11 protein-coding genes are annotated in these 11,598 nt (G+C 66.2%); all 11 read left to right on the top strand.

Translation table 11 applies throughout. The features are described from left to right. The first annotated feature begins 62 nt into the window (after positions 1-62). The 11 genes from C1876_RS10295 (at position 63) to C1876_RS10245 (ending at position 11,538) form a co-directional block, all read left to right on the top strand. On the top strand, positions 63-1,031 hold the full coding sequence (locus C1876_RS10295; RefSeq protein WP_158544668.1) for a LysR family transcriptional regulator: 969 nt from the start codon (positions 63-65) through the stop codon (positions 1,029-1,031). Further along, entirely contained in the window at positions 1,028-1,228 is a 201-nt protein-coding gene (locus tag C1876_RS10290) for a 4Fe-4S binding protein (RefSeq protein ID WP_114546639.1), read from the top strand. The genes C1876_RS10295 and C1876_RS10290 overlap by 4 nt, the downstream gene beginning before the upstream one ends. A gap of 167 nt (positions 1,229-1,395) precedes the next feature. Then, positions 1,396-3,732 (top strand): molybdopterin-containing oxidoreductase family protein, encoded by a 2,337-nt coding sequence (locus C1876_RS10285; RefSeq protein WP_114546638.1) that lies wholly within the window; start codon positions 1,396-1,398, stop codon positions 3,730-3,732. A 2-nt stretch (positions 3,733-3,734) separates the two neighbouring features. Further along, on the top strand, positions 3,735-4,340 hold the full coding sequence (locus C1876_RS10280) for a 4Fe-4S dicluster domain-containing protein (RefSeq protein ID WP_114546637.1): 606 nt from the start codon (positions 3,735-3,737) through the stop codon (positions 4,338-4,340). Beyond that, the gene (locus C1876_RS10275) at positions 4,319-5,161 is read left to right on the top strand and encodes a DmsC/YnfH family molybdoenzyme membrane anchor subunit (RefSeq protein WP_114546636.1); all 843 of its coding nucleotides are present in this window, start codon (positions 4,319-4,321) and stop codon (positions 5,159-5,161) included. Before C1876_RS10280 ends, C1876_RS10275 begins: the two co-directional genes overlap by 22 nt. A 58-nt stretch (positions 5,162-5,219) precedes the next feature. Continuing rightward, the gene (locus C1876_RS10270; RefSeq protein WP_114546635.1) at positions 5,220-6,497 is read left to right on the top strand and encodes an MFS transporter; all 1,278 of its coding nucleotides are present in this window, start codon (positions 5,220-5,222) and stop codon (positions 6,495-6,497) included. 196 nt (positions 6,498-6,693) lie between these two features. Continuing rightward, positions 6,694-7,491, top strand: a complete 798-nt coding sequence (locus C1876_RS10265) for a class B sortase (protein ID WP_244910106.1) — start codon at positions 6,694-6,696, stop codon at positions 7,489-7,491. Between the two features lie 136 nt (positions 7,492-7,627). Further along, complete coding sequence (locus tag C1876_RS10260) at positions 7,628-8,350, top strand: NPXTG-anchored protein (RefSeq protein ID WP_244910105.1); 723 nt, start codon at positions 7,628-7,630, stop codon at positions 8,348-8,350. Positions 8,351-8,726: 376 nt separating this feature from the next. Further along, on the top strand, positions 8,727-9,314 hold the full coding sequence (gene pyrR / locus C1876_RS10255; protein WP_114546633.1) for a bifunctional pyr operon transcriptional regulator/uracil phosphoribosyltransferase PyrR: 588 nt from the start codon (positions 8,727-8,729) through the stop codon (positions 9,312-9,314). Positions 9,315-9,317: 3 nt separating this feature from the next. Next, positions 9,318-10,262 carry an aspartate carbamoyltransferase catalytic subunit gene (locus tag C1876_RS10250; RefSeq protein ID WP_114546632.1) on the top strand — a complete coding sequence of 315 codons (945 nt, stop codon included), beginning with the start codon at positions 9,318-9,320 and terminating at the stop codon, positions 10,260-10,262. Beyond that, the gene (locus C1876_RS10245; RefSeq protein WP_114546631.1) at positions 10,246-11,538 is read left to right on the top strand and encodes a dihydroorotase; all 1,293 of its coding nucleotides are present in this window, start codon (positions 10,246-10,248) and stop codon (positions 11,536-11,538) included. The genes C1876_RS10250 and C1876_RS10245 overlap by 17 nt, the downstream gene beginning before the upstream one ends. The last annotated feature ends 60 nt before the right edge of the window (positions 11,539-11,598 follow it).

The raw sequence follows: 11,598 nt of genomic DNA, 5'->3' as shown, positions 1-11,598 counted from the left end.
CCCCCTGAGGCCCTTTGTGCTACCATAGGCGCACGGTTACCGCAGTAGGTAGGGGGCTTCCTGTGCGTATCGAATCCATCGCGCTGTTTCTTTCCGTCGTCGAGAAGGGGTCCATCTCGTGCGCGGCGCGCGCGTCCTATATTTCCCAGCAAGGGGCGAGTTCCGCCATCAAGTCGCTCGAGCAGGACTTCGGCGTGGAGCTGTTCGAGCGCGGCGGGACGGCGCTGCAGCTGACCACCGCCGGCGAGCGCATCGCCCGCGAGGCGGCGGCGGTGATGGCGGCGTATCGGCGTCTGCAAACGGTCGCGGCTCTGGGATGCACGGCCGACGACGCCGAGACGGGTCCGGTGCGGGTGGTGACCACGCCGCACGCCATGCACGTGCTGTCGCCCATCTTCGAAGCGTATCGCGAGGCGAGCGGTGGAGGCGAGCCGTTCGTGTTCGTTGAAGAGAGCATCTTCGACATCATGCATGCCTACCCCTCGCTCGACGAGCAGGCGCTCCACCTCGTGAACATCCCCGCGTTCATGGACGGAATCATCGAGCGCGTCGGGTCGGCGTTCGAACCGCTCGTCGTCTCGGACCTCATGCTGTACTGCGGCCCCGGATCGCCTTTCCTCGAGCGGCGCCAGGTTGCCTGCACCGAGCTGGCCGGCGCGCGCATCGCCTGCTACAACGAAGCGCTGCTGATCCGTCTCGTGCGCCACCTGCTCAAGGACGTCGAAGGTGCCGATATCTCCATGAGCACCTCCAATCTCGAGCTGCTCGGCCGCATGATCGCCGAGCCCCATACGGTCAGCTTCACCGACTCGCTGTCGCTGTTCCTCAACGGCCTTCCCGCCGGATACGCCTGCGTGCCCATCGACGACAGCGTGCGCTTCGCCACGGGCATCCTCGGCCCGGTGCGCGGTGCGGCCGCCCGGCGGTTCGTCTCGTTTTTCCGTCGCTATCTGGAAACGGTGTGCGCCGACTACGTCAAGCGCTTCGCGTTCTCGTGGCCTCCGACCCCCGTGGATGAAGCGCTCCGATGAAGCTGACCCGCTACGACATCGACCAAAGCATCTGCCGCCGGTGCGGTTCGTGTCAGCGCGTTTGCCCGCGCGGCGCCGTGCTTGAGACGGATGACCGGTCACTCGTCATCGACCCGAAGCGCTGCGACCGGTGCGGGCGGTGCCGCGACGCGTGCAAGCTGCGCGCCATCGCGAAGCGCACGGGGCTGTTCGCCTGATCATCGCTCCTCCCAGGGCCTCCCACAACAAAACCTTGTGGGAGGCCCTGCTCTTTCCTGTTTGCCAACCGGGTTCGCGGTTCTCACAATCGGGAGTATCAGACGGGCTCCGAGGAAAGGGGGTTGCGGCGTAGCGGGCCCGAAACCGAGGAAAGGAGAGAGAACCCATGTCATCGGTCATTGATCTTCCCGACGGCGGCAAGATCGTCAAGACGAACTGCTTCGAGTGCCACGCGAAATGCGGCGTGCTCTGCGAGGTGGACAAGGACGGCGTGCTGGTGGGGGTGAAGGGCAACCCCGAAGATCCACGCAGCGAGGGCCGCATGTGCGGCAAGGGGCTGTCCGCTCCCAAGATCTTGTACGATCCCGACCGTTTGCGCTACCCGCTCCGCCGCTTGGGCGAGCGCGGCGCCGGGAATTGGGAGCAGATATCGTGGGACGAGGCCATCGAATGGCTGGCCGGGCGCGTCGAGGCGCTCACGGCCGACTACGGTGCCGAGACCATCGCGTACGGCCAGGGCACCGGTCGCGGCACGAACCAGTGGACGGGACGCGCCGGCAACGCGGGCGGGCGCGTGCATCACAGCCTGTCTCCCGGCAATATTTGCCTCGTGCCCATGATGGTGCAGGCGTTTTTGCAGTTCGGCATGTTCCCTACGTTCGACGGGTGCGATTTCGACCATGCCGACTGCATCGTGTTCTGGGGCGCGAACTCGGTGTGGACCGAGCCGACCTACACGTCGGGCCAGGTGGGACGCAGCCGTGATCGCGGGGCGAAGCTCATCGTCATCGACCCGTTCTTCGAGCATCCGCTGGCTGCTCGGGCCGACCATTTCCTGGGCGTGCGCCCCGGGGCCGACGTGTACGTCGCCTACGCTTGGCTCAACGTGATCATGAACGAGGGCCTGTACGATCGTGACTTCACCTTGAAGCATACGAATGCGCCCATGCTCATCATCGAGGGTGCCGAGGTGCCCCTCAACGAAGCGCTCGTGAAGGAGGGCGGCAATCCCCAGGCGATGCTCGTGTGGGACAAGGCCACCCAAGCCTTCGCGGAAATCCACGCCAAGGGCATCGATGAGGACTTGGAGTACCGCGGCATGGTCACGACGGTGGACGGTCAGGAGGTGCCTGTCAAAACAGTGTGGCTCGGGCTCAAGGAGCGCGCCGACCGCTGGACGCCGGAAGCCGCCGAGGAGAAGTGCTGGGTGAAGGCGGACGTCATCCGGGAATCGGCCCGTACGTACGCGACGGCTCCTGCGGCCACCATCAACGTGTTCCAGGGGCTCGAGGAGCAGACGAACTGCAAGGACATCCTGCAGCTGGTGAACTGCATCATCGCCATCTGCGGCAACCTGGAGAAGCCCGGCGGCAACCTGAGCATGCCCTTCTGGAACCAGATGGGCCCGCTCACCGGCTCCGATCCGGAAACGCAGAAGGAGCTGCGCATCGTTGACGAGCGCGCGGCGGGGACGGTGTACGGTATATCGAATCCCAGCTGCCTGTTCGAGGCCATGCGCACGGGCAAGCCCTATCCCATCAAAGGCTACATCATGGTGCAGGGCAACCCGCTGTCGTGGGCCGAGAACACGGCGCTCGTGAAGGAGTCGCTGCTGAACCTCGATCTGCTCGTATGCATGGACTACTACATGTCCCCCACCTGCGAGCTTGCCGACCTCGTGCTGCCGTCCACGCACTGGACCGAGCGCGACTACCTGGCCGACGAGGTGTGCAGCGAGTGGGTGTTCGGCCAGCAGAAGGCCGTCGAGCCGCTGTACGAGCGCAGGAGCGACGTGTGGTTCTGGCGAACCTTCGGTCATCGCCTCAGCCCCGAGTGGTGGCCCTGGAAAACGGACGAGGAGCTGTTCGACTGGCAGCTTGAGCAAACCCATGCCGGCATCACCTGGGAAGAGCTCAAGGAGAAGTGGATCCACCGGGTGCCCATGATGCCCTCGCGCGATTACGAGCGCAACGGGTTCGGCACACCCACCGGCCGAGCGGAGCTCTACTCGGTCATCGAGCTCATATCGGGTTCGAAGCCCTTCCCCGAGGCGACCGAGCCGAAGGAGAGCGTGTACGCCACGCCCGAGCTGGCGGCCGCGTACCCGCTGACCGGCGTGACAGGGCGCCGTTATCCCATCTACTACCATTCGGCGTATCGCGGCATCCCTCATCTGCGCGAGATCGTGCCCGAGCCGCAGGTGATCTTCCATTCCTCGCTGGCCCGCGAGCTGGGTATCGAGCGTGACGAATGGGTGTGGATCGAGTCGCCCACGGGCCGCATCACGATGAAGGCGCGCCCGAGCGACGGCATCGATCCGCGCGTGTGCGTCATACCGCACGGGTGGTGGCAGGCATGTCCTGCCCTGGGTCTGCCGGGATATCCCGACGGTAGCTCGAATGCGAACACGTTGACGAGCGATCGGGTGTACAACGACGAGTTCCTCACGCCGGGGCTGCGCAGCACGCTGTGCCGCATCGTCAAGAAGCGGGAAGGGGAATGACCATGACCGAGGCGAAACGTCGATATGGAATGGTCATCGACCTCGACAAATGCACGGGCTGTCAAGCGTGCGCCGTGGCGTGCAAGATGGAGAACGACGTCGATCTAGGCGTGTTCTGGAGCCGCGTGTACCGCATGGGGCCGGTGGGGGAGTACCCCGACAAGCTCGAGATGTTCTACTTCCCCAATCAGTGCATGCACTGCGAGAACCCAAGCTGCATAGCCGTGTGCCCGACGAAGGCAACTTACAAGACCGAGGACGGCGTCGTGCTGGTCGATTCCTCGAAGTGCTTCGGCTGCCAGTACTGCATCTGGGCGTGCCCGTACGAGGCGCGCACCCTTAACCCGCTTACGAAAACGGTTGAGAAATGCATCCTGTGCGTGCACAAGCTGGAGCAGGGGGAGAAGCCGGCTTGCGCGTACACCTGCACGACGGGGTGCCGCGTGGTGGGCGACCTCAACGACCCGGACAGCGAGGTCTCGCGCGTGCTGGCTGCGAACGCCGATCGTCAGTACCGCGTGCACCCCGAATTCGGCACGAATCCGTCCGTCATCTACCTTGTGCCGCGGAAAGGAGCTGAGACGCTATGCGCATCCATTGGCCGTTAGTCGTATCAACCGTCTGCCAACGCGTGGGCCTCGGCATGTTCGTATGCACGCTGCTGGCGAACCTCTGCTTCGGATCGGCGTTGCCCGTCAACTACGTGGCGCTCGCAACGCTTGCATTGCTGTGCGTCGGAGGGGTGGTCTCCATCTTCCATCTGCAGACCCCCGCGCGGTTCTTCAACGCCTTCTCGAATCTCGGCTCGCACCTGACGCAGGAGGCGCTGCTCACTCCGTTTTTGGGTATCGCGCTGCTGGCCTGCGGGTTCGACGGCATCCTGTACGACCTGGCCGGTATCGGCTTGGCCGTGCAATGCCTGGCCGCGCTGCTGGCGGTGGCGTTTCTCGTGTGCACGGGCCTCGCGTACCAGATGGGCTCGCGTCCTGCATGGAACACCCCCTTCGTGCTCGGCCTGTTTCTGCTGACGGCCGCCGAGGCGGGCGGTATCGCAGCTGTGGGCGTGTGCCTGCTCGTGCGGGGCGCCGCGCCGGTTGCGCTGCAGGCGAGCGCGGCGGCGCTGTTCGCCGCATGCGCGGCGGTGCAGTTAGCCTACGTCGCGCGCATGCGCCACGTCGGCTACGGCGTGAACGTGCAGGTCGGCGCGGCTCCGTATCGTACAGCCTACCTTGCATGGTTGACGTGCGGCGTGGCGCTCGTCGCCGCGTGCCTGGCGGCCGCGATCGCGCTTTCCTCGCCGCTTGCGGCATGGGCCGCGCTCGCGGCGTCCGCGGCGGGCATCGTCGCATGGACCGTGCTGTTCTTCAAAGGCGCGCTCAAAGTGAAGATGTTCCCCCAGTACCCGGTTGATCTGAACCTCGATATGTAGACAAGGTCGCATCGCGGGCGCGCGAGGGGCGCGCCCGCCCTTCAACAAAGGGGTCTCCATGAAAAAGAACTTCATCGGATGGCGCGTTGTCGTCGCCACCGGTTTGCTGTACGCATTGCTCGGTAACTTCGGGTTGGCGGCGGCCCAGCTGGCCATTCCCGCCATGGCCGTCGATCCGGCCGTCGCCATGAACCGCAGCATGATCGGGCTCGGGTTCACCGTGTTCATCCTCATGCAGGGACTGCCGGGGCCGCTCATCGGCAAGTTCATCGCGAAGTACGGCGCGAAGAAGGCGTTCATCGCCAGCTCGGTTCTCATCATCGCCACCGGCGTGCTCATGGGTCTGTTCGCGGGCGCGAGCACCGTGGCCTACGTCGTGCTGTTCGGCGTGCTGCTCAGCTTCTCCTGCACGCTCGGCGGCCAGATTGCCACCCAGACCACCGTGGGCAGCTGGTTCGTGCAGAAGCGCGGGCTGGCCATGGCGGTGACCATGGGCTTGGGCGGCCTCGTGGCGTTCGCCTTCCCGCTCATCACGAATGCGGCGCTCGGAGAAACGGGCGATTGGCATCGGGGCTTCTACCTTATCTCCGTCATGGCGCTTTTCGCGCTCGTCATCGCGTTTCTGTTCATGAAGGATACGCCTGCGGAGGTGGGGCAGGTGCCCGACGGCATGTCGGCCGGCGCCGAGGACGCGGGTCTGCCGGCGCAGGCGGCGAAGAAGCCCGTGCCGTCGGTGTACAAGAACATGCGCTCGAAGACGAGCAAGGAAGCGCTGCGCTGCCTGCCGTTCTGGCTGATCTGGCTCGGGTCGTTCAGCGTGTTCGTCGCGCTCAACATGGCGGTTTCCTCCGGCGTTCTGTACTTCTCGGGACTGGGCCTCGACACGGGTGTCGTCGCAGGTGCGGTGGCCGTGCAGGGCATCGCGGCCGTGGCCGTGAACCTCGTGATCGCGCCGCTGGCCGACCGCATCGAGCCGGCGCGCATCCTCGGCGTATGCGCGCTCTTGACGGCGCTCGGCGCATTTCTGGCGTTCATCTGCGGGCCGGGCGACGTCGCGATGCTGTACGCGTATTACATTCTGCTCGGCATCGGGTTCGGCGGCAATACGAGCGTCATGCCCACCGCATTCGCGAATTACTTCGGCATCGAGCACTTCCCGAAGATCATGGGCGTCGTGCTGCTGCTGTTGTCGGTGTTCTCGGCGCTCGTGCCGCTCATCGCGGGCGCGATCTTCGATGCGACGGGCACGTACGCGTCCATGTTCCTCGCGGTGGCTGTCGTCGGGGCGGTTGGCGGCATCGCCTCGCTGTTGGTGCCGTTCCCCAAGAAACGCTAGCATGATCGGGCGCCCTTCGGGGCGCCCGATTGGGTTTTCGCGTCATGCCCCCGGCATCTCGACTCGGTATTCCTGCCCGGTTTCGGCGTGGGGGCGGCCGGTTTCGGCGGGCGCCTTGACCGCGTTCGCCGGTTGCCTTTGAATTGCCGGGACGGCGCGCGGCGCGTAGGCGCGCTCGAACGAGAAAGGGCTTCCTTTGGGACATTCCGGGCGCGCACGACGCGATCCGGGCGCGTTGGCGCTCGTCGTGCTGCTGGCGCTGCTGCTCGCCGGGGCGGCTGCGGGGTTCGGCTATCTCGCCTGGCAACAGCAGCAGGCGGCCGATGCGGTGCGCGCGGTCGAGCGCGAACCGCTGCCGGCGGTGGAGCGCGCCTTCGACGCGCCTGCGGACGAGCCGGCGGAGAACCCCATCGACTTCGAGGCGCTGCGCCAGGAGAACCCCGACGTCTACGCGTGGCTCTCCGTGCCGAACACGAACGTCAACCTGCCCGTGCTCCAGCGGCCGGGAGACGACTTCTTCTACCTCGACCACGACCGCTACGGCGAGCCGGCCGTCGAAGGCGCGGTGTTCTCCCAGATGGCGAACGCGACCGACTTCTCCGATCCCGTCACCGTGCTGTACGGCCACAACATCGTGGACGATGCGATGTTCGCCACGTTGCACGCCTACGAGGACCCGGCGTTCTTCGCCGACAACCCCGAGCTGTACGTCTACCTGCCCGATCGCATCCTCGCCTACGAGGTGGTGGCGGCCTACGAGTACGACGACCGGCACATCCTCAACTCGTTCGACTTCTCCGATCCCGCCGTGCGAGCGGGCTACTTCGCATCGGTGCTCGCGCCCGACGACCCGAAGGCGAACGTGCGCGACGGCGCGCAGCTCGACGCCGACGACCGCATCGTGCAGCTCAGCACGTGCCGCTCGGCGTGGACGAGCGACCCGGTGCGCTATATCGTCACGGCCGTGCTCGTGGGCGAGGAACCTGCCACGTGAGCTGCGCGCCCGCTTTCGCAGCGGGCGGCGCCGCTTTCGTCGGAGGGGTCGAACGGCATGTCTCCATGCTCTAGCATGAAGTGGCTGTGGAATGCTTGCGCCTTCGGGTAGGCGCATCGACGAGAGAGGTGCTGATATGAAGAAGAAGCTGGCCGCGCTTTTGTGCGCTGCGATGCTCGCGTGCGCGCTCCCCGCGCTCGCGTGGGCCGACGAGGCGGCTGAGCCGACGGCGGATCAGGCGACCGCACAGGAGCCGGCGGCGACCCGCTCGATCGGGCCGTGGCAGGAGAGCGCGTCGAACGAAGACGGCTCGTGCCTCCTTTCCGGCGAGACAAGGGCGGCCTCGTTCGCCGTGATCGCTACGAGCGAGGTGACCGACGACGCTCTGGACGGCATGCCCTCGTTCAGGGTCGTTGCCGAGAACGCGACCAAGAAGATCGATTTCGGCGTGGCGCTTCTCGCGGGCGGCCAATACGCCGGTTGCAACAAGCTCGAGGTGCACGTGAAGCCGAGCGCGGGCAGCGCCGGCGTCGCCAAGACGTTCGAAGTGACGAGGGCCGTCGACCAGAGCAGCTTCAACTTCACGTCCGAGATGTTCAACCTCGGCGACCAGGAGGGCGATGCCTCCTACAACGCCGACTTCGTCGTGACGCTCGTCCCCTCGAAGGTGGATGCGGACGAGCCGGCCGCCGACGAGCCTGCTGCCGATACGCCGGCTGTGCTGCCGTCCGGCGCCGACACGGGCGCGACCTCGCCCAAGACCGGCATGGACGCCGGAGCGCTGGCGGGCGCCTCCTTCGGCATGCTGGCCGCCGCCGGCGCCGTGGTCTGCGCGCTGCGCCGCAAGCTCGCGAAGTAAGCAGGCCCCGCCGTTTTGAGCGAAGCGCCGCAAGGCGCGCAGTCGAAGGACCCCGTGAGGGGTCCTTCGTTCCGTCTATGCACATTCCCATAAATTTCTGCATAAAAGGGGTTACATATCGCGGGCAAACCGCATATACTGCGAGCAGTCCTTTAAAAGCGGTACAGAGAGACCGACAAGGTAACACCCCAAGCGTTCACCTCAACAAGAACGCGAGCGAGTAGAAGCCTTCGTCTGTCGCGAGGCTTTTTTTACGCCCTGCGCCAGACGCCGCCAACTCGGAGGCGAAGCGAACGCCCGGCCCGGCCGGAACGTGCGCGGAACCTGGCGGATACGCAGGTCCGTCTGTACGCACTCGACGTTAGAAAGGGTGTGTATGAACGACGCAGGAACGGTCAAAACCGTCTGCATGGATGCAGACGAGATCGAGCGCTCGCTGACGCGCATCGCGCATCAGATCCTCGAGACCAACAAGGGCGCGGGCAACATCGCGCTCGTCGGCATCGTGACGCGCGGCGATCTGCTCGCCAAGCGCCTGGCCGAGAAGATCGAGCAGATCGAAGGGACGAAGGTGCCCATCGGCAAGCTCGACATCAGCTTCTATCGCGACGACTTCGCGACGCATCTCTCGCCCGAGGTGCACTCCACCGACATCCTGTTCGACCTCGACGGCAAAGACGTCGTGCTCGTGGACGACGTGCTGTACACGGGCCGCACCATCCGCGCCGCCCTCGACGCGCTCATGGACATCGGCCGCCCGGCCACCGTGCAGCTGGCCGTCCTCGTGGACCGCGGCCATCGCCAGCTGCCCATCCGCGCCGACTACGTGGGCAAGAACGTGCCGTCCGCGTCCGACGAGAACGTGCGCCTGTTCCTCGAGGAAACCGACGGCAAGTCCGAAGTAGAGATTCTGGAAATCGCACCGGGCTCCCGCGCGGGTTCGGCACCGCTGGGAGGTGAATAGGGCATGGCCTTCAACCACAAGCACCTGATCGATATCACGGAGTACTCCGCCGACGATATCATGACCGTCCTCGAGACGGCCACCCGCTTCAAGGAAGTCAACGAGCGCCGCATCAAGCAGGTGCCCACGCTCAAGGGCGTCACCGTGGTCAACATGTTCAACGAGCCGTCCACGCGCACGCGCTCGTCGTTCGAGATCGCCGAGAAGCGCCTGAGCGCCAACAGCCTGAACTTCGGCGGCAGCTCCACCTCCACGGTGAAGGGCGAGAGCCTCGTGGACACGGTGGAGACGCTGTGCGCCTATAAGATCGACATGATCATCGTGCGCGACAAGCACGCCGGCGTGCCGCGCAAGATCGCCGACGTTTCCGGCGCGCACGTCATCGACGCGGGCGACGGCAAGCACCAGCATCCCACGCAGGCCCTGCTCGACCTGTACTCCATCTGGGAGCGCAAGGGCGACCTCGCCGGCCTCAAGGTGGGCGTCGTGGGCGACATCGGCCACTCCCGCGTGTGCGGCTCGCTCATCCCCGCGCTCAAGATCATGGGCTGCGAAGTCACCGTCGTCGCGCCGCCCACGCTCATGCCGGCTCGCCCCGACATCCTCGGCGCCGACCACGTGACCACGAAGCTCGACGAAGTGCTGCCCGACCTCGACGTGGTGTACATGCTGCGCATCCAGCGCGAGCGCCTCGAAGGCGCGCCGTACCCGTCGCTGCGCGAGTACAACATGCTGTACGGTCTCACGAAGGACCGCGAGCACCTCATGAAGCCCGACGCCCTCATCTGCCACCCCGGCCCCATCAACCGCGGCGTCGAACTGGATAGCTACATGGCCGACCACCCGAAGCGCTCGGTCATTCTCGATCAGGTCTATGCCGGTATCCTCACCCGCATGGCCGAAATGTACCTGCTGCTCGGAGGGAGCGAAGATGGCCTTACTGCTTAAGAACGCCCACGTGATCGACCCGCAGGTCGGTCTGAACGACACGTGCGACATCCTCGTGCGCGACGGCAAGATCGTCGAGATCGGCACCGATCTCACCATGGAGAAGGGCGTCGAGCGCGACCTCGAGGGCAAGATCGTCGTGCCCGGTCTCGTGGACATCCACGTGCACCTGCGCGAGCCCGGCTACGAGCTCAAGGAAGACATCGCGTCCGGCACGCGCGCCGCGGCCCACGGCGGCTTCACGGCGGTGTGCTGCATGCCCAACACGAAGCCCATCATCGACAACGCGCTGGGCGTCGAGTACGTCCAGGCGCGCGCCGCAGCCGTCGGCAAGTGCCGCGTGCACGTGGCCGGCTCCTGCTCGCAGGGGCTCAAGGGCGACACGCTGTCCGAGATGGGCGACATGGTGGCGCACGGCGCCGTCGCCTTCACCGACGACGGCCGCGGGGTGCAGGGCACCGGCATGATGCGCCGCGTCATGGACTACGCCGCCCAGTTCGACCGCGTGGTGATGAGCCACTGCCAGGACGAGGACCTCGTCGGCGACGGCCAAGTGAACGAAGGCGTCGTGTCCACGCGCCTCGGCATGCTGGGCTGGCCGGCGGAGGGCGAGGAGATCCAGATCGCCCGCGACATCGCGCTGTGCCGCCTCACGGGCTGCCCGCTGCATGTCCAGCACCTGACCACCGCCCGCGGGTTGGACCTCGTGCGCGCCGCGAAGGCCGAGGGCCTGCCGGTCACCTGCGAGGTCACGCCGCACCACCTGTTCCTCACCGAAGACGCCATCGGCGACGACTACAACACCTCGCTCAAGGTGAACCCGCCCCTGCGCACGGCCGACGACGCCGCCGCGCTGATCGAGGGCGTCAAGGACGGCACGGTGGACGCCATCGTGACCGACCATGCGCCGCACAACGACTTCGAGAAGAACGCCGAGTTCGAGCTTGCCCCCTTCGGCATGATCGGCCTCGAGACGTCGCTCGCGCTCGTCATCACGAACCTCGTGAAGCCGGGCATCATCAGCTGGGAGCGCGCTATCGAGCTCATGGCCGCCAAGCCCCGCGAGATCCTGCGCGTCGAGCGCGTGGCCCTCGAGCCGGGCGCGACGGCCGACCTCACCGTCATCGACGAGGACGCCGCCTGGACGGTCGACGCCGCCGACTTCCTGTCGAAGGCCGTGAACTCGGGCTTCATCGGCGCCGAGCTGACGGGTCGCGCCACCGACGTCTACGTGGGCGGCTACGCCACCCTCGAGGACGGCGCCATCGTCGAGTAGCGCGCCTGCGCACCGAGCACTTCGCGGCCCCCGCATCGCCTTCGATGCGGGGGCCGTTTT

Origin of the sequence: Eggerthella sinensis (assembly GCF_003339815.1) — a bacterium.
GTDB lineage: Bacteria > Actinomycetota > Coriobacteriia > Coriobacteriales > Eggerthellaceae > Eggerthella > Eggerthella sinensis.
The sequence above is the reverse complement of the archived record's forward strand: the minus strand, read 5'-3'. Positions and strand labels throughout refer to the sequence as shown.

What these genes read in the sequence shown, in the direction of transcription:
- C1876_RS10290 (WP_114546639.1), top strand. Translation starts at nt 1,028, where the DNA reads ATGAAGCTGACCCGCTACGACATCGACCAAAGCATCTGCCGCCGGTGC.
- pyrR (WP_114546633.1), top strand. Translation starts at nt 8,727, where the DNA reads ATGAACGACGCAGGAACGGTCAAAACCGTCTGCATGGATGCAGACGAG.
- C1876_RS10245 (WP_114546631.1), top strand. Translation starts at nt 10,246, where the DNA reads ATGGCCTTACTGCTTAAGAACGCCCACGTGATCGACCCGCAGGTCGGT.
- C1876_RS10275 (WP_114546636.1), top strand. Translation starts at nt 4,319, where the DNA reads ATGCGCATCCATTGGCCGTTAGTCGTATCAACCGTCTGCCAACGCGTG.
- C1876_RS10285 (WP_114546638.1), top strand. Translation starts at nt 1,396, where the DNA reads ATGTCATCGGTCATTGATCTTCCCGACGGCGGCAAGATCGTCAAGACG.
- C1876_RS10260 (WP_244910105.1), top strand. Translation starts at nt 7,628, where the DNA reads ATGAAGAAGAAGCTGGCCGCGCTTTTGTGCGCTGCGATGCTCGCGTGC.
- C1876_RS10270 (WP_114546635.1), top strand. Translation starts at nt 5,220, where the DNA reads ATGAAAAAGAACTTCATCGGATGGCGCGTTGTCGTCGCCACCGGTTTG.
- C1876_RS10280 (WP_114546637.1), top strand. Translation starts at nt 3,735, where the DNA reads ATGACCGAGGCGAAACGTCGATATGGAATGGTCATCGACCTCGACAAA.
- C1876_RS10250 (WP_114546632.1), top strand. Translation starts at nt 9,318, where the DNA reads ATGGCCTTCAACCACAAGCACCTGATCGATATCACGGAGTACTCCGCC.